General features: G+C 60.4%; 11 protein-coding genes. 5 read left to right on the top strand and 6 right to left on the bottom strand.

The window, feature by feature from the left end; translation table 11 throughout:
* Positions 1-11 precede the first annotated feature (11 nt).
* Positions 12-2,372, top strand: coding sequence for an EAL domain-containing protein (locus HME9302_RS12455; RefSeq protein WP_115367279.1), 2,361 nt, complete (start codon positions 12-14; stop codon positions 2,370-2,372).
* A 251-nt stretch (positions 2,373-2,623) separates the two neighbouring features.
* On the opposite strand, the gene HME9302_RS12460 is transcribed toward HME9302_RS12455, so the two are convergent.
* From HME9302_RS12460 to HME9302_RS12475, 4 genes are all read right to left on the bottom strand, one after another.
* Positions 2,624-4,060, bottom strand: a complete 1,437-nt coding sequence (locus HME9302_RS12460; RefSeq protein ID WP_115367280.1) for a glutamate synthase subunit beta — start codon at positions 4,058-4,060, stop codon at positions 2,624-2,626.
* 11 nt (positions 4,061-4,071) lie between these two features.
* Positions 4,072-8,712 carry a glutamate synthase large subunit gene (gene gltB / locus HME9302_RS12465; RefSeq protein ID WP_115367281.1) on the bottom strand — a complete coding sequence of 1,547 codons (4,641 nt, stop codon included), beginning with the start codon at positions 8,710-8,712 and terminating at the stop codon, positions 4,072-4,074.
* Between the two features lie 295 nt (positions 8,713-9,007).
* Complete coding sequence (locus HME9302_RS12470; RefSeq protein WP_115367282.1) at positions 9,008-10,900, bottom strand: hypothetical protein; 1,893 nt, start codon at positions 10,898-10,900, stop codon at positions 9,008-9,010.
* Between the two features lie 49 nt (positions 10,901-10,949).
* Positions 10,950-12,182: a TIGR04063 family PEP-CTERM/XrtA system glycosyltransferase gene (locus HME9302_RS12475; RefSeq protein WP_115367283.1), complete on the bottom strand. Its 1,233-nt coding sequence runs from the start codon at positions 12,180-12,182 to the stop codon at positions 10,950-10,952.
* Between the two features lie 291 nt (positions 12,183-12,473).
* Between HME9302_RS12475 and HME9302_RS12485 the strand changes: the two genes are divergently transcribed.
* From HME9302_RS12485 to HME9302_RS12500, 4 genes are all read left to right on the top strand, one after another.
* Positions 12,474-13,892 carry a DUF5935 domain-containing protein gene (locus tag HME9302_RS12485; protein WP_115367285.1) on the top strand — a complete coding sequence of 473 codons (1,419 nt, stop codon included), beginning with the start codon at positions 12,474-12,476 and terminating at the stop codon, positions 13,890-13,892.
* Positions 13,893-14,018: 126 nt separating this feature from the next.
* Complete coding sequence (locus tag HME9302_RS12490; RefSeq protein ID WP_115367754.1) at positions 14,019-14,468, top strand: MaoC family dehydratase; 450 nt, start codon at positions 14,019-14,021, stop codon at positions 14,466-14,468.
* A 39-nt stretch (positions 14,469-14,507) separates the two neighbouring features.
* On the top strand, positions 14,508-15,689 hold the full coding sequence (locus tag HME9302_RS12495) for an acetyl-CoA C-acyltransferase (protein ID WP_181815772.1): 1,182 nt from the start codon (positions 14,508-14,510) through the stop codon (positions 15,687-15,689).
* A gap of 13 nt (positions 15,690-15,702) precedes the next feature.
* Complete coding sequence (locus HME9302_RS12500) at positions 15,703-16,677, top strand: DUF5996 family protein (protein WP_230080005.1); 975 nt, start codon at positions 15,703-15,705, stop codon at positions 16,675-16,677.
* A 192-nt stretch (positions 16,678-16,869) separates the two neighbouring features.
* On the opposite strand, the gene HME9302_RS12505 is transcribed toward HME9302_RS12500, so the two are convergent.
* Positions 16,870-17,250 carry a hypothetical protein gene (locus HME9302_RS12505; protein WP_115367287.1) on the bottom strand — a complete coding sequence of 127 codons (381 nt, stop codon included), beginning with the start codon at positions 17,248-17,250 and terminating at the stop codon, positions 16,870-16,872.
* 189 nt (positions 17,251-17,439) lie between these two features.
* Positions 17,440-18,672 (bottom strand): polyhydroxyalkanoate depolymerase, encoded by a 1,233-nt coding sequence (locus tag HME9302_RS12510; RefSeq protein ID WP_115367288.1) that lies wholly within the window; start codon positions 18,670-18,672, stop codon positions 17,440-17,442.
* Positions 18,673-18,775 lie beyond the last annotated feature (103 nt).

Below are 18,775 nucleotides of genomic sequence, written 5' to 3' on the forward strand. Positions count from 1 at the left end.
TCGCAGCCTCGATGGGGCTCAAACACAGCATCCGGCGTGCCAGAAGGCGATTTTCGACCCGGTGGTTGATAGGCAGCCGCTTAGGCCAATTCATTCTGGCCGCTCTTCTCAGCATCTGCGTCATTTTCCCGCTTCGGCTTGGGGAATTGGTCGATATGGGTGTCTGGATGGTGGAGGCCGCGGCATTCGACAGCGAGCCTTCGGGTGATATCGCGTTTGTCGGGCTGGACGAGGACTTCTCCGAACAACCGCTGGAACAACAGGCCGATCAGCTGGGAGCGCTGCTCCAGTCGCTGGACGCGGCCGCGGTAAAGGATGTCTACCTGGATATTCCGGAACTGGGCGAACAATTGTCGAAAAGTTCCGGCACGTACGACCAGGCCGAATTGCGCGAAGCATTCCGTACGTGGGACGGCGGCCTGCATATCGTGCGGCGCACCTCGATCGCCGAAGACGGAACCGTTACCCTGCAGCCGAACTGGGGCAAAGCCCTCGGTGAGCCACGGTCGGTAGCGTATGACGAGCAGTTCGATGTGTGGGGATACACCTGGTATTCGAGGCGTCCGAGCGAGAACATCGATGTGGGGCTACCCTGGTATGTGCAATCCCTTTCCGGGCAGGACAAAAGGATCGAGAATACGATTTTCGTCGACTACACTCTAGATCGGTCAGCCATTCCGAATTGGAGCGCTCAAACCCTCGCAAACCAATCGTTCGACGTTGATAAGTTGGCAGGAAAGAAAATCGTCGTCGGCAGCACGTCGGGTGTGGTTGCTATCCCCTCCGAATTATCCGTGCCCGGCCCGTACGTAGCGATCTTGGCTGCAGAAAGCGTCACTTCTACGTGGTGGTCAGAGCCACTTACTTGGCCGCCGTTTATCGTTACACTTCTGTTGTTAGCCGTTGCGGTTTCTCTTTCCGGAACCAGTTGGCGTATTGCCGCTTATGGCGTAGCCGTCATTAGTCCAATCCTGTTCATTGTGTTCGATGGCCTAACCGCCGCAACTTTCAGCGCAGGCGTCGCTTTTGCACCTCTAGGGATCTTTGCGCTGCTGAGGGCGACGGCTAGGCTCGGTGCTGGTTTCGGCATCGACCAATCCACCGGATTGCAGACATTCGACGCGCTGGAAACGGACTTGGCCCGTAATATTGCCGGCGAGGCTCAACCTCTTATTATTGCGCGTATCCATCGGCATGAGGACATTGCCGCATTGTTAAGCGAAAGCCAACGCGTGGAGTTCGTTTGCGCGATTGCCGGGCGTATCCGCGCATTCGACAAAGATTTGGTTGTCTACACCAATGGTCGCGATCGGATGGCTTGGCGAATGCCCGGTTTGTCACGCGACGAGCTAGCAAACCACCTGCGCGGTTTGCGCGCGTTGTTGTCGCAACCTCTGTCGGTCGGCAACACTCTGATCGATGCTCTGGTCACATTCGGTATAGATGATAGCCAAGAATTACGTCCGCGCGCGCGGATAGCGTCGGCAAATGGCGCCGCCGATAAAAGTGATGAAGCCTATCACCCGGTTGTATTTTCAGCCGGAGACGAACGCGAAGAAGAGCGACTGTGGGGTATGGGCCTCCAGTCGAAAATCGATCAGGCGCTCGAGAACGGAGACATATACACGGTCTACCAGCCGCAAATCTCTTTGGCCGATGGAAGTTTGTCGGGCGTAGAGGTTCTGGTTCGCTGGCATGATGCAGAACGCGGGAACATCACGCCGTCATTTTTTATCGAACAATGTGAAAAGACTGGCCGGATGCTCAGCCTGACCGATACGGTCCTACGCCGGGCGCTTGATGAACTTTCACAGGTTTGGGCTAGCGCCGAACCGTTTTCAATATCGATCAATGTGTCGGCGACTGTTCTCGACGATATGAGACTGGTCGATGTCGTCGAACGTGCGTTGATGCAAAGTACTATCGATCCGCGCTATATGGTGCTCGAAATTACCGAGACCTCTCGGATCGGCGATATGGACATGGCGCGGGCAATTTTCGCCCGGTTCAAGGGTATGGGCATCAAGATGTCGATTGATGATTTCGGCATGGGTTGTGCAAATTTCGAAGTGCTGGACAACCTTCCATTCGACGAAATTAAGATCGACCGCACGTTCGTTGCGAAAATGAATCACTCACCGCTTTGCCGCGGTATTGTCGCTGGCGTCATCCAGCTCGGCGCCGAAACCCGTGCACGGGTTGTTGCTGAGGGTGCGGAAGATGCCGCAGCCATTGCTAACCTTCGGCGCATGCAGTGTCCGATCGTGCAAGGCTTCGGCATAGCGAAACCATTATCCACTGCTGACCTCATACAATTTGCGAAGAGAATACCGTTTCGCCAGGAGCGTTCCAAAGCGGGACAAACTTGGTAAATATTTGACAAACTTCATTGGTTAATGCATTTTCATAGTGAACTCGTACTGAAAGGAGCTCGCTATGTGGATCATTGAAGCACTGTTCGGCACAGGCCGCCGCTAGAAACTAGCAGAACCAGATAAGTTTAAGGGCCCGAATTCCGGGCCCTTTTTCTTTTGTATCTAATCTTCTCCAGCCAGCATCATTGGTGTTAACCCTAGGTTATCTAAAAAGAAAACACAGACCACCCATACAATCCGTCACCCGCTCAACGCGGAAGTTGGCTGGTTCCCATCAGCGCCTGATCGACCGACCGCGCGGCCTGCCGGCCTTCGCGAATCGCCCACACCACCAGGCTCTGGCCGCGGCGCATATCCCCGCAAGCAAACACATTTTCCCGAGTCGTTACGTAGTTTTGCGTATCTGCGTCGACATTGCCGCGATCCGATAGCGCAACGCCCGACTGTTGAAGCATTCCGGGCTTTTTTGGTCCGATGAAGCCCATCGCGAGCAGGATCAGGTCGGCCTGAATGGTAAATTCGCTGCCTTCCACTTCTTTCATCTCGCGGCCTTCCCATTCGATGCGCACGCATTCGAGGCCGGTTACATCGCCGTCCTTGCCCGCCACGCGTTTGGTCAGCACCGCCCAATCGCGGTTCGCGCCTTCTTCATGGCTGGTAGTGGTGCGCATTTTTACCGGCCAGTCCGGCCAGGTGAGCGCCTTGTCTTCGCGTTCCGGCGGCTGCGGCATGATCTCCAGCTGCGTCACGCTTTTGGCGCCTTGCCTGTTGGATGTGCCCACGCAATCGCTCCCGGTATCGCCGCCGCCAATCACGATCACGTGCTTGTCTTTGGCAGTGAGCGTTCCGCGCGGCGCGGCGCGGGTTTCGTCGTCGCCCGCGTTCCTCTTGTTCTGCTGGGTAAGGAATTCCATCGCCAGCCGCACGCCGGACAGTTCCGCGCCCGGAATGGCGAGCGCGCGCGCATCTTCACTACCTCCTGCAAGCACCACTGCGTCGAAATTCTCTTCCAGCGTGGCAAACGCGATATCGACGCCCACTTCCTTGCTGGTGCGGAACTCCACGCCTTCTGCCTCCATCTGCACCGCGCGGCGGTTGATGAGGTGTTTTTCCATTTTAAAGTCGGGAATACCGTAGCGAAGCAGGCCACCGATCCGATCGCTCTTTTCGAACACGGTCACCGAATGCCCCGCGCGGGCCAGTTGCTGCGCGCAGGCGAGGCCCGCGGGCCCCGATCCGATTATCGCCACCGACTTGCCGGTCTTGGCCTTCGGTATCTGCGGCATGACCCAGCCTTCGTCCCATCCGCGATCGATAATGGCGGCTTCGATGCTCTTGATGGTCACCGGCTCGTCGGTGATGTTGAGCGTGCAGCTTGCCTCGCACGGGGCGGGACAGATGCGGCCGGTGAACTCTGGGAAGTTGTTGGTAGAATGCAGCACGGTGAGCGCGTTCTTCCAGTCGCCTTCATAGACCAGGTGGTTCCAGTCCGGGATGATGTTGTTCACCGGGCAGCCGTTATGACAATACGGAATGCCGCAATCCATGCATCGCGCTGCCTGCTGTTTCAACGCGTCCTCGGTGTGCGGAATGGCAAATTCGCGGTAATGCGCCAGCCGCTCTTCCGGCGCCGCATAGCTGCGATCCTGCCGCTCGATTTCGAGAAAACCGGTGTCCTTGCCCATCGCCCTGTTCCTTATTCCGCCGCGATTCCGGCGGCCTCTTCGCGTTCGGCCTCCAGCTGTTCCAGCGCGGCGCGGTAATCGGTTGGCATCACTTTCACGAACTGCGTGAGCGCGGTGTCCCAATCGCCAAGCAAAGCAGCGGCCCGCGCGCTGCCGGTATGCAGCTTGTGTCGTTCGATCAGGATTTTCAGCCGTTCCGCATCATGGCGCAACATGTCCCCCAACCCCAGATCATGAACCGAGCTGGCACGCTGTTGCGGTCGGCCCGTGCCTTCATCGGGGTCGGGCGCGGCGGAGATACTCTCCAGCTCGACCTGCGCGGTGTTGGCCAGTTTCGCGAAAGTGCCTTCGGGATCGTAGACATAGGCGATACCGCCGGACATTCCGGCCGCAAAGTTCCGGCCGGTCTTGCCCAGCACGACGACCACACCGCCGGTCATGTATTCGCAGCCATGATCGCCGGTCCCCTCGACCACGGCAATTGCGCCGGAGTTCCTCACGGCAAAGCGTTCGCCTGCCACTCCGGCAAAATACGCCTCGCCGGAAATCGCGCCATACAGCACCGTATTGCCGACGATGATGTTTTCGGTCGGCTCACGCGATACGTATTCGGGCTGGCGCACCACGATGCGACCGCCGGACAGACCCTTGCCGACATAGTCGTTGGCATCGCCGGTCAGCGTCAATGTGACACCATGCGCGAGCCACGCGCCGAAGCTTTGCCCGGCGGTGCCGGTAAAGTTCACACGGATCGTATCGGGGGCGAGACCGGCATGCCCGTATGCGCTGGCAATTGCGCCGGACAACATGGCCCCGGTCGTGCGGTTGAGGTTGCGGATCGGCATATCCAGCACCACCGGCTTGCCACCTTCGATGGCAGGCTTGCACTGCGCGATCATTTCATTGTCGAGCGCCGCGCCCAAACCGTGATCTTGCGTTTCGGTGTTGTAAAGTTCGCGCCCCGCAGGCGGCTCGATCCGGTGGAGCAACCGGGCAAGGTCCACACCGTGCGCCTTCCAGTGGCGGTCCACGCGGCGGGTATCGATCCGGTCCACGCGCCCGACCATTTCCTGCACCGTGCGGAAGCCCATTTCGGCCATGATGCCGCGCAATTCCTCCGCCACGAAGAAGAAGTAATTGATGACGTGTTCGGGCGTACCGGTGAATCGCTTGCGCAGTTCCGGGTTCTGCGTCGCCACGCCAACCGGGCAGGTGTTGAGGTGGCATTTGCGCATCATGATGCAGCCAGCTGCAATCAGCGGGGCAGTGGCGAAGCCGAATTCGTCCGCGCCCAGCAACGCGCCGATGGCAACGTCGCGCCCGGTCCGCAATCCGCCATCGACCTGCACCGCGATGCGGCTGCGTAGATCGTTAAGGAGCAGCGTCTGCTGGGTCTCGGCGAGGCCTATTTCCCATGGGCTGCCGGCATGCGTCAGACTGGTCAGCGGCGACGCGCCGGTGCCGCCTTCATAGCCCGAGATGGTGACATGATCCGCGCGCGCCTTCGACACACCCGCCGCGACCGTACCCACGCCGACTTCGGACACGAGCTTGACCGAAATGCGTGCGGCTGGGTTCACATTTTTCAGATCGTGGATCAGCTGCGCCAGATCCTCGATGGAATAGATATCATGGTGCGGCGGAGGGGAGATCAGGCCCACGCCGGGTGTGGAATGGCGCACGGCGGCAATCGCTTTGTCGACCTTGTGACCGGGTAGTTGGCCACCTTCGCCGGGCTTGGCCCCCTGCGCCATCTTGATCTGGATATCGTCGGCATTGGCAAGATATTCGGTGGTCACGCCGAAACGGCCAGAGGCAACCTGCTTGATCCGGCTGCGCATCGTGTCGCCATTATCCATCGGCAGGAAACGATCCGCTTCCTCGCCGCCTTCGCCGGTGTTGGAGCGTGCGCCGATACGGTTCATCGCGATGGCCAGCGTCGTGTGCGCCTCGCGGCTGATGGACCCGTAACTCATCGCGCCGGTACTGAACCGCTTGACGATTTCGCTGGCAGGCTCGACCTCCTCCAGCGGAATGGCGCTGTCTGCGGGGGAGAGCTCCATCAAGCCACGAATGGTCAGCAGACGTTCGGCCTGCTCGTTCACGGACCGCGCATATTCGTCATAGGTATCGGCCTGGTTGCCGCGCACCGCGTGCTGCAATTGCGCGACATTGGCAGGGGTCCAGGCGTGTTCCTCGCCGCGCAGGCGGAACTGGTAGATACCGCCCGTTTCCAGCATGGTTTCGTATAGCGGATTGTCACCGTAAGCGAGCGTGTGGCGCTTGATGGTTTCGTCCGAAACCTCCGCCAGCCCGACCCCTTCGATGGTGGTGGCGGTTCCGGTGAAATAGGCTTCCACGAAGTTGGAGCTGAGCCCCACCGCATCGAAGATCTGCGCCCCGCAATAGGACTGGTAGGTCGAGATGCCCATCTTGGACATGACCTTCAGAATGCCCTTGCCAATGGCTTTCACGTAATTGTCGCGTACTTCCTTGGCGGAGGCATGACCCAGCTTGTCGTCGCGCAAATCTTCCAGCGTTTCGAACGCAAGATATGGATTGACCGCTTCGGCGCCATAGCCGGCCAATGCACAGAAATGGTGCACCTCGCGCGCTTCGCCGGTTTCCACCACCAGGCCGGTCTGCATCCGCAGTCCCTGCCGCGTCAGGTGGTGATGGACGGCGGCGGTTGCCAGCAATGCGGGGATCGCGACCCGGTCCGGACCCTGCGCCCGGTCCGACAGGATGATGATCGTGTGGTCCTGCAGCACGGCTTCTGTAGCCGCCCAGCACATCTCGCGGATCGCCAGTTCGATGCCGTCGGTGCCGGTTTCCACCTCCCATGTCATATCGATGGTGGCTGTGCGGAAGGCGCCATCCAGCGCACCTTCGACCGACCGGATCTTGGCCATATCGTCATTGGTGAGGATCGGCTGCTTCACTTCAAGCCGTTTATGGGTGCCACCATCGCGGCCCAGCAGATTGGGGCGCGGGCCGATCATCGACAGTAGGCTCATCACCAGTTCTTCGCGGATCGGATCGATCGGCGGATTGGTAACCTGCGCGAAGTTCTGCTTGAAATAATCGTAGAGCAGCCGCGATTTCGCGCTCAGCACCGCAATCGGCGTGTCCGTTCCCATCGAGCCAATAGGGTCTGCGCCGGTTATTGCCATCGGTTCGAGGAAGCGGGTGATATCCTCCTGCGTGTAACCAAAGGCCTGCTGCCGGTCCATCAGGCTGGTCGTGTGTTCGGGCACTTCGGACAGGTCGGGCTCAATCGCGTCCAGATCTTCCAGCTTGTACTGCGCCTGCTCCAGCCATTTGGCATAGGGCTGGGCCGCTGCAAGATCGGCCTTGAGTTCGGCGTCTTCGATAATGCGGCCTTCTTCCAGGTCGATTACCAGCATCTTGCCGGGTTGCAGCCGCCATTTGCGGGTGATGTCTTCCTCGGCAAATGGCAGCACGCCACTTTCGGAAGCGAGGCAGACAAGATCGTCCTTCGTTACGCAGAACCGTGCCGGGCGCAGACCGTTGCGGTCCAGAGTCGCGGCGATCTGGCGGCCATCGGTGAAGGCGACCGCAGCCGGCCCGTCCCATGGTTCCATCAGCGCAGCATGATATTCGTAAAATGCGCGCCGAGCCGGGTCCATCAGCGCGTTGCCGGACCAGGCTTCCGGGATCAGCATCATCATGGCGTGGGCGAGCGGGTATCCGCCCAGCAGCAGCAATTCGAGCGCATTGTCGAGGCTGGCCGTGTCCGACTGGCCGTGCGGCACAATGGGCCACAACTTGTCGAGATCGGCCCCGATCAGTTCCGATTCCATCGTCCGGCGGCGGGCGTTCATCCAGTTCACGTTGCCGCGTACCGTGTTGATCTCGCCATTATGCGCGATCAGGCGGAACGGCTGCGCCAGCCGCCAGCTGGGGAAGGTATTGGTGGAGAACCGCTGGTGAGCAAGCCCCAGCGCACTGATGCACTCTGGATCGCGCAGATCGTCGTAGAAGCTGCCGACTTGGTTCGCCAGCAGCAGCCCCTTGTAAACGATGGTGCGGCTCGAAAAGCTGGGAATATACAGCTTCGACAGGCCGGGCAGGTCGTGCTTGGCCTCCAGCTTCTTAAGCGGGTTCTGCGTCTGCTTGCGGATCACGATCAGCTTGCGTTCGAAGGCGTCCTGATCCGCGCAATTTTCGCCGCGCGCGATCACGCATTGGCGGATGACGGGCATGGAATCGATCACCGCCTTGCCCAGACCGTCCAGCGTGAAGGGCACATCGCGCCAGCCGACCAGGCGCTGGCCTTCCTTGGCCACGAATTTTTCGAACTGCTCGGTGACGAATGTGCGGGCCGCTTCGCTTTGCGGCATGAAGCACATGGCCACGGCATAATCGCCCGAAGGCGGCAGATCATGGCCCGCCTTGTCAGCCCAGCGGCGAAAGATCGCGTCGGGTATCTGGATCAACAGACCAGCGCCGTCGCCCAGTAAGGGATCGGCACCCACGGCACCGCGGTGATCCAGATTGGCGAGAATTTCCAGCGCCTGCGTAACGATGGCGTGGCTTTTTTCACCCTTGATATGCGCGACAAAACCCAGCCCGCAGGCATCGTGTTCGTTACGCGGATCATAAAGACCCCGGGGTTCTGGGTAAGCCATGCCAATTCCATCCTGCAGTGGCCGGACGGCAAGCCTTCAGGCAGCGCTTCCGGCAACGAAGCGCGACTTACACCGCGCCAGGCGGATGTGAAAATGTCGCGAACGCCATCTTTGAAGACAGAATCGTTTTTTTGCAACTGCGAAGAGAACAGGAATGCTTGGGCTGGTTAAAGCTCGCGGATAGGGCGCTTTGCTGGATACGATTGCACAGGGGATGGTGCCTCGCATTCGATGCCGCACGCCAGGCGGTCTGACCCCACCCAGCCGTGAAGAGATCTACGAGCTGGCCGTGACGTCAGGCTGCGCCGCTCATCCGCTGCAGTTTCTCCAAAGCTTCGCGCAGAGCCTGTTCATTGTCCGGAACGGGCGTCTCGGCCTTGGGTACGGCGTTGGATCGCGGCGAGGCTGCAGAGGGCGTTACCAAAGGCGCGGATGTTTTAGGCCAGACACCGGACTTTGTATCCGTATCAGCTGGGTGCGGCGCTAGTTGGTCAGATATGTCGATTGCCGGGACTTCACGCGTCTGTCCGGCGGAGTTTTTCATAGCCAACAGGGAACTAAATGGGTCATGCTGGCTATCCGCTGCCGAAGCGCCACTTGCAAATACCCGGCCGCCATAGGCATCGTCCGCTTCGTACTGGTCTTCATCGTTTCCAAAAGCACTGTCGGTCCCGGATGAAAACTCGGTTGCGATGCATGCGGGCGAAGCATCCGCTTGCGGCGGGTTGAACGGTTTTCGCGCGGTGCCCAAGGCCAAAGAAAGATCGGGAAAGTCGCTTGCGTCCTCTTCGTCGGGCTCAGCATCTTCGTCGGACAATTCGAGAGAGACCGGGCGCAATGCAGCCGGAACCTGCGGATCGAACGAAGGGGCATCAGGCGTTGAAAATGCTGGCTGTGCCGGTTCGGCAGGCGCCGCGAAGGGATCGTGGCGGCCCACAGCAAAGGCCGACGTTTGGGCCGATGTGGCAGTGCCTTGCGCGTTGGCTTGTTCGCGCGCCTGGAGAGCGCGGGCAAAGCGGTCGACCAACTGGCCCAGGCTGGGTTCGGAATGCGTTTGCGAAGCGGCGTCAGGGGTGCGCTCCGCTTCGAGCGGCATTTCATCGGCTATGTCACTGGCAACGTCACCGGCAATCTCACCGCCGGTTTCAGTGTCAGCGAAACTTTCGGTCCGTGCGGGGTTTTCGAACGCTGCGCCAGCTTGCGCAGGCTGGCCGGTAAGGAATACTGTCTCAGGCTCGCGGCTTTCTTTTGGAAACTCGGTGGTGTCATCGAAAGCGTGCGGGATCTCAGGTCCTGCATCCGCTATTGCTTTCTCCTCGCTGATATCCTGGGATCCCGGTGGTCCAAATGCTCCGTTCTCGCTTGGTGAGATTTCCGGTGCGGTATAATCGGCCAGGTCCAGCGCTTCCGCCCCGGGTTGGGGCGTGGTTTCTGCGGCAGCGGTGGCAGGATCGAAAACCCCATTATTCCAGGGCGAAGGTGCCGCCGAAGGGTCCGCCGAACCGCTGCCGTAGTGCTGCGGATCGTCGTTTGCCTGCGATGGCCAGTCCTTGTCCAGATCACCATAATCGCCGATGGCAAAGCTTTGCCCGCCGATTTTCTGGTCGCCAGTTTCGCCGTCACCGGTTTCCACGTCACGTATTTCGTCGGTCACCGAAAGCGCGCGCCGCCGGCCGGGTAACACTTGCGAACCGGGCAGATCGCTATCGTCGACCGGATCATCCAGAGTCATGGTACCAAGTTCCTCGCGAGCTGAAATCGGGCGTTTTGCAGGCAGATCGACTGCCGGATCGCCCGGCTCGCTACGAATTTCGTTGCGACTTTCGTTACGGTGCAAGTCGGATACTCGGTCATCCCTTAATGCAGCCCCGGCCTGCGCAGCGGCCTTGCGGGCGATCAGAAAACCGAGCGCTCCACCGAAGGCCGCAGCGATCAGCGCCAGCAATATGCGGGCGGTCATGCCCAGCGGCGGATTGGCGGCAGGCAGGATCGATGCGAGACCCGAGGCGGTTGCGGCGCGCTCGATCAGCGCGGTGGGAAGCACCATCGATCCGATTCCGAGGAGGGCCGCAAACCAGATAGCCACCAATAGCGGAAACCCGGGATGGGCCGTGATTGGCGCATCGGTGCGCTTCGCGCTCGGTGGCTGGGCTTTGGTGCCGAATGCTGTGTTGTCGTTTCGTGTCACGGTGTGGACGACCCTTGTTGCTAGCCGGGCCGGTACCGTCCGCCGCCGGTCAGGCAGCGGTGCGCAACGCCCCATTCGGCAAACGGTCTAACAGGTGATGGTAAACGTCTTGATAACGACGAATGTTTCGCGACCAATCATGATGGGCGGCGACATGCGCGCGGGCGACAGTGCGCATCGCGTCCCAACCACTCCGGTCGGCGCTCATCGCGGCAAGTACGTCTGCACAGGCCGCAGGATCTCCGGGTGCAAACAGCACCCCCGTTTCACTGTGGCGGATCAATTCGCGGTGGCCGCCGACATCCGATGCCGCCACCAGCGTTCCCTGTGCCATGGCTTCGAGCGGTTTCAGCGGCGTGACCAGATCGGTCAGGCGACTACGCGTGCGCGGCAAGGCAAGGATATCGATCAGCGAGTAATAGCGCTCCACTTCCCTGTGCGGAACGCGCCCTGCAAAATGGATCGCGTCACCGGCAGGCGAAACTTCAGCTGCGGCGCGCAATGCGGCATCCATCGGCCCCCCGCCGACCATCAGCAATTGAGCATCGGGTTCGCGTTCCAGCAATAGCGGCATTGCAGCGATAAGATCGTCCAACCCTTCATAATCGTAAAAACTGCCGACGAACCCGATGACCGGGCCATTTGCGCCGATGCCGAGCCGGTCGGCCAGCGCGGCATCGCGCGAAGGCGGCTCGCCGAACAGCGACAGGTCCACGCCATTGGGCGCAATACCGATCTTGCCGCCATCGAAGCCCCGCTTGATCAGATCGTCGCGTAATCCGTGGCAGATCGTGAACACTGCATCGGCCCCTGCGACAGCGCGGTTTTCCAGCGCGCGGGTAAGCCGGTATTTGACCGACCCTTCGCGCCCCGTGCCGTTTTCTACGGCTGCATCCTCCCAGAACGCGCGAATTTCATACACCACGGGAATGCCCAGTCGCTTGCCTGCCCGCAGCGCAGCGTGGCCGCACAACGCGGGGGAATGCGCGTGCAGAATGTCAGGCCGCCAGGTGGCTGCCAGTGCCACGATCCGATCCGCAAGCGCGCCGATTTCGCGCAACTCGCGCATACCGGAAGGGCCGGACGCTTCGCCCGGAGTGCGGTGGAATTGCAGCCCCTCTGCCAGTTCGATCACTGGACCGTTTGCGGCGTGCCGCATCCCGGTAATCCCGCGCACGTCCAGCCCTGACGCCTGTTGCGCGGTCATGATGGCGCGCGTGCGAAAGGTGTAGCCGCTGTGAAGCGGCAACGAATGGTCGAGGACATGGAGCACGCGGGTCATGACGATGGTGTGTGCCACAACACCCTTAACGCAAGCTCAACCGGTTGCCTGTAAGCGCGCACTTGTGATCGACCTGTTCTCCCTTGCACTGATACATGGCCTGCTGCTGGTGGTCGTATTCCGCCTGCTGGGACGTGAAGATCTGGATCGTGAATCACCCGGAGGCGGTCCGCCCCCATCGGACGCAGCGGTCCGTACTCGGCGCAAGCGCATGGCGGCCGGCCGCGCGTCGCCGCCTGAACCTGGCCAGCCCCCACGCGCCGGTCCGCCATCAAATACCGGCCCGACGCCATGATCGATCTGGCGCTGTTCCTTTTTATCATGGCGTTGCTCGCGCTGGGCACCCGGCGGCCGTTCCTGTGGGTGCTGACCTATATCTATATCGACATCCTTACGCCGCAGCGGATCGGCTGGTCGATCACCCCGGCTCTGCCGCTGTCGCTGATCGCATTTTGTGCCGCCTTTGCCGGATGGCTGGCGGTGGACAGCAAGCGCGATATGCGCGTCGGCGTGCGGCAGGGTCTGATGGTGCTGCTGCTGGCCTACGCTTTTCTCACTACCGGCTGGGCCGACTTTCCGGAAGACGCGGCGCATAAATGGGGCTGGGTTTGGAAGGCGCTGGTGTTCGCGATTTTCCTGCCGTTCACGCTGACCACGCGCCTGCGGATCGAGGCTGCTGCGCTGGTCATGGTGCTGACGGCTGGTGCGATTATCATCAATGGCGGGCTGAAGACCGCGCTTGGCGGCGGCGGCTATGCCAGCCTGTATTTGTTCGTGAACGACAATAGCGGCATTTATGAAAGCAGCACATTGAGCACCGTGGCCATCGCCATAATTCCGCTGATCCTGTGGTTCACTCGCCATGGTACGGTGTTCCTGCCGGACTGGCGGGTGAAGCTGTTCGGTTATGCGTTGGTGTTCGCCTGCCTCCTGATACCTGTGGGTACGGAAGCGCGCACCGGTCTTGTATGCATAGCGGTTTTGGCACTGGTCATGCTGCGCGATGCGAAGCGGCGGCTGATGGTGCTGATGGCGGGCGGTGTGCTGGGTCTGGCGGCATTGCCATTCCTGCCGCAGACATTTTACGACCGGATGGAAACGATCACCGGGCACCAGCAGGATATGTCCGCATCGACCCGCGTGGCGGTGTGGAACTGGACGCTGGACTATGTGGAGGCAAACCCGTGGGGCGGGGGCTTCGACGCCTATCGCGGTAACAAGTTCACTTACGAACTGCCGGTGGAGGAAGAGGCTGGCGAAACCACAACGATCGTCACGCGCGAGGAAGTGACGGACGAGGCGCGTGCCTATCACTCGGCTTATTTCGAAGTGCTGGGCGAACAGGGCTGGTTCGGGCTGACGGTCTGGTTGCTGCTGCACGGCCTGGGGCTGGTGCAAATGGAAGTGCTGCGGCGGCGCTGGCGCATGAAGGCGGCGCTGGATACAGGCGATGGCGATGCGGCTGCGGTAACCGATGGATGGCAGGCCCCGCTCGCCAGTGCGCTGCAATATGGGCAGATCGTCTATCTGGTCGGGTCGCTGTTCGTGGGTATCGCGTATCAGCCATTCGTCCTGCTGTTTCTCGCGCTGCAGATAGGGCTATGGAATTACTGCAAGACACGCGAATCGGCGGCGCGGGAAACCGACCGGCGTGCCCGCCGCGCCCGGTTACGCACGAAGGTGGCACAAACCGCCGCTGCACCTAGCTGACGCGCAGCACCGTCCTGCCGTAGCGTCAGCTGCACGGTGCGCGTTTCCCCACATCCTGTGCGTTGCGCTGCCCCCTCCAATCCGCCATGAATGGCTGCAATCCTGTTATGTAAGAAGGAACGCGCCATGACCCCGCAAGATATCGAAGCCAAAGTCGGCCAGAACGTCGCCACCAGCGAATGGGCCGAAATGTCCCAGGAACGCATCAACCAGTTCGCCGAGGCAACAGGCGATCACCAGTTCATCCATGTGAACGAGGAGATGGCGAAGCAGACGCCGTTCGGCGGCACCATCGCGCATGGTTTCCTGACCCTGTCGATGATCCCCTATTTGACGGCGGAAAGCGATTTTCCCCGCATGGACGGGATCAAGATGGCGGTGAATTACGGCGGCAACAAAACCCGCTTCATCTCGCCCGTTCGCAGTGGCAAGCGCATTCGCGGCCACTGGAAGCTTATTGAAATGACCGAAAAACGCCCCGGCCAGTGGCAGCAGACCTGCGAAATCACGATCGAGATCGAGGGCGAGGAAAAGCCCGCGCTGATCTGTGAATGGATGACGCAATACTTCGTCTGATCGTTTCCGAATTTCAAACCATACAACAGGACAATTATCATGCGTGACGCAGTCATCGTTTCCACCGCCCGCACGGGCATGGGCAAGGCCTATAAGGGCGCTTTCAATTCCACACCGGGCGCCACGCTTGGCTCCTATTCGCTGACCGCCGCGCTGGAACGCGCCGGTGTTGCCGGATCGGACGACGTTGATGACGTGATCTGGGGCGCTGCGCTGCAACAAGGCGCGCAGGCAGGCAATCTGGCACGGCAGGTCGCGCTTCGTTCCGGACTGCCGATCTCGGTCAGCGGCATGACAATCGACCGCCAGTGTTCCAGCGGCCTGATGACCATCGCGACCGCAGCCAAGCAGGTAATCGTGGACAATATGGATATCGTCGCTGCCGGCGGACAGGAATCCATCAGTCTGGTGCAGACGCCCGAAATGCGCGTGATGCCCGATCCCGAACTGATGAAAATGCACAACGCAGTCTACATGCCGATGCTGCAGACGGCGGAAACCGTGGCCCAGCGTTACGGTGTATCGCGCGAGGCGCAGGACGAATACGCGCTGCAATCGCAGCAGCGCACGGCCGCCGCACAGGAAGCGGGCAAGTTCGACGACGAGATCATCTCCGTCACCACCACCCACAAGGTGAAGAACAAGGAAACGGGCGAAGTCTCCGACGCCGAAGTTACCATCGCCAAGGATGAGGGCAACCGCCCCTCGACCACATTGGAGGGCTTGCAGTCGCTCCAGCCCGTCCTCGGCCCGGACACTACGATTACGGCGGGTAACGCCAGCCAGCTTTCGGATGGATCGAGCGCCTGCGTCGTGATGGAAGCCGCTGTCGCCAAGGCGCGCGGGCTGGAACCGCTGGGCCGCTATGTCGGCATGGCGGTCAAGGGCACGGAACCCGACGAAATGGGCATCGGCCCGATCTTCGCGATCCCCGTGTTGCTCGAGCGTTTTGGCCTGAAAGTCGACGATATCGGTCTTTGGGAACTGAACGAAGCCTTCGCCGTGCAGGTCATCTATTGCCGCGACAAGCTGGGTATCGACAATGACAAACTCAACGTAAATGGCGGCTCGATCTCTATTGGCCACCCTTACGGCATGACCGGCGCGCGCTGCGTCGGCCACGCCTTGCTGGAAGGCAAGCGGCGCGGCGTGAAATACGTCGTTGTCACCATGTGCGTTGGCGGCGGCATGGGCGCAGCCGGCCTGTTCGAAGTCCTGTAAGGAGCCGACTGATATGAGCGAGGCCATCGGAACCAGCACCATGCCGGGCCGGTGGCCTGCGCTCGATTACGCCGCCGACAAGGCGGTGATCGAAACCCTGCACGCCTATCTGCAGGTCATCGGCAAACTGCCGATCCGCACGATGCCCTGGCTCAATCATGGCTGGCATGTAGCCATGCGCGTAGTGCCCGGCGGCTTTCGCACCTATCCGCTGCCGGTCGGCGAACACGAAGTTGAGGTGTTCTTCGACATGGCGAGCGGCGTGGTGGACGCTGTAAGCTCCAGTGGACAGACCGGCAGCCTTGCGGTGCGAAACACCAATGTCGCAGCGTTCGCGGCCGATCTGGCATTCATGCTGGACGGCATGGGCGTCCCCATCGACACGAGCGGCGCACCGAACGAGGTCCAGAACCCCGTAGATTTCGCAAACGATACCGCCCCGCGCGTTTGGGACGACGCGGTTGCCAGCCGGATCCATGCCGCCTTCCGCAGCGTGGATCGTATATTCGAGGCTTTCCGCACCGGCTTCGTCGGAAAGTCCAGCCCATCGCATCTGTTTTTCGGAAGCATGGACCTCGCTATCACTCGCTTCTCCGGCCGCACAGCGCCGCTGCATCCCGGCGGCGTGCCCGCCTTGCCCGACCCGGTCACGCGGGAAGCCTATAGCCACGAAGTGGCCAGCGCCGGGTTCTGGCTGGGCGGGGGAGGGATCGAGGAAGCCGCGTTCTACGGTTATGGCTACCCTTCGCCGGAAGGATTATCCGACCGTGCGGTCGAGCCGAATACGGCATACTGGCACGGCGATCTTGGCGAATTCGTGCTGCCTTACGCAGCCGTGCGCGAGGCGAATGACCCGGACGCAGTGCTAATGGCATTCCTGCAAAGCAGCTACGACGCGGTAGCCGATTTGCAGAACTGGGACCGCGATGCGCTGGACATTCCTATCGGTAAGATAGGCGAACCGCGCGGCTTGCCGAATGCGCGATAACAAGATGCGTTTGGTACGATGGCAGCGTAACACACGGGCCTAATTCGGCCTGACGATTCAACCTAGGGGCGCGCCCGGTAGAGCCGATGGTGCTGGCTTGAAGTCCCGGTCGCGTAGGAAGCTTTTCGCGTCCGAACTCGGTCCGCTTGCGGACGAAAGCCAAAATGAGCACCAAATCTTCGACAAGCCAGCCTAGTCGTAATCCGGAATTGTAAAGATGGAGAACTTTTTGGTGCTGGTCCACGCGTTTTTGTCAGGCCAAGTACGCCTGCCATGCCAAGTAGCTTCGAATAGCTCGTTGTGCTCGACTGCTTCGCCATCCAGCAGAACCTCGATTTCGATCCCGCTGCGGGCAGACCACATCTTTATCGCAAGCTCCCCATCTCCGGTCGGTGTAAGCCAAGGCTCTTTGAACGTTCTTCGGAAACCAAGCCACGCCCCAGATGATTGAACCACCTCGTCATTTACGAGGAAGCGTTCTTGTGCCCAGCCAAACCAGCTAAAAGCATTGTCAACAAAGACTTCTGTGTTCGCCAATTGATAGCGCCAACGCTGACCGTGCATGTTCATCATGCGAGAATTGCCAACCCTTATGGCAAAATCAACCATTTTACATCAGGAAGTGGGCGAGAACGCGCTGATCTGCTTTAAGCCTCATGGCCGCAACTTTGAGAGACAGGACATTTTACCGTCATCCGTTGCATCACCGCATGTCGTTCGGCGGTAAATGGTCAGGCCGAGTTTACAGGCCGGACATATCCCTCACCCATGCTTGGCCATGAACTCCTCGACAACCGGGGCGACCAGCGTGCGCCATTTGCTGCCGTTAAAGATGCCGTAATGACCGGCGCCCGGTGCCATGTAGTACCGCTTGCGGTCTTCGCTCAAACCCTTTGCCAGCGCCAACGCCGCTTTGGTCTGGCCAAGGCCGGAGATGTCGTCGCGCTCGCCTTCGATGGCGAGTAGCGCGGTAGTGTCGATCTTTCCCAGATCCACAATCTTGCCGCGATGTTCGAAAGTGCCCTTGGGGATCGAGTGTTTCTGGAACACCTCCTCCACCGTCTGCAGATAGAATTCCGCCGTCATGTCGCACACGCTGCGGTATTCCTCGTAGAAATCCTTGGTCGCCTGCGCGCTTTCATCGTCGCCGGAACGCAGGTGTTTGAACATCTCGTAATGGCTTTGCATATGCGCGCCGAGATTCATGTTCATGAAGCCTGCCAGCTGTAGGAAACCGGGATAGACGCGGCGTCCCGCACCCGCATAGGCCATCGGCACGGTGGCAATTACAGTCTGTTTGAACCAGGCGAGCGGGCGATCCATGGCCAGATCGTTGACCGTGGTCGGGGACTGCCGCGTGTCGATCGGGCCGCCCATCATGGTGAGCGTTCTGGGTGCGGCGGGATTGTTGTCCGCATTCATCAGCGCGGTGGCCGCCAGCGCGGGAACGGAAGGCTGGCACACGGCGAGCATGTGCACGCCGTTGTCACTATCGGTATCGATATGCTCGCAGAACTCGATCAAATAATCGATATAGTCGTCCAGATCGAATGTGCCGTCCGACAGCGGCACGTCCCTTGCATCCTTCCAGTCGGTAATAAAGACCTCGGCGCTTTCGACCATGCGTTCCACCGTGCCGCGCAGGAGGGTGGCGTAATGGCCGCTCATCGGGGCGACAATCAACAGTTTAGGGGCATCCGCCGGCAGGCCTTCGCGCACGAAATGCTTGAGGTCCCCGAACGGGCGATGCAACACCAGCGTTTCGCTCACGGCATGGTCCGTGCCGTTTATCGTAACGTGTTCGATATCGAAGGCCGGTTTACCGTAGGTTGCGGTCGCGTGGGCAAACACTTCCATCGCCGAGGCAGCCATTGGGCCGAGGCCAAAATAAGACATCGGATTGGCCGGGTTGCCCAGCATTTCCGCCCCGATACTGGCGAACGCACTGGCGCTGTTCAGCCAGTTCTTCTGCAATTCATGAGCGTTATAGAGCATTTGGCGCGGTCCCCCTGTGGCCCATCGGGCCAGTCTGCCCTTCCAGATGGGCGTGTTCGTTTCATGTTGCAACGCAACATAACAGGAAAGGGGTCCAGAACGG

The organism is Alteripontixanthobacter maritimus, from assembly GCF_003340475.1.
Taxonomy (GTDB): domain Bacteria; phylum Pseudomonadota; class Alphaproteobacteria; order Sphingomonadales; family Sphingomonadaceae; genus Alteripontixanthobacter; species Alteripontixanthobacter maritimus.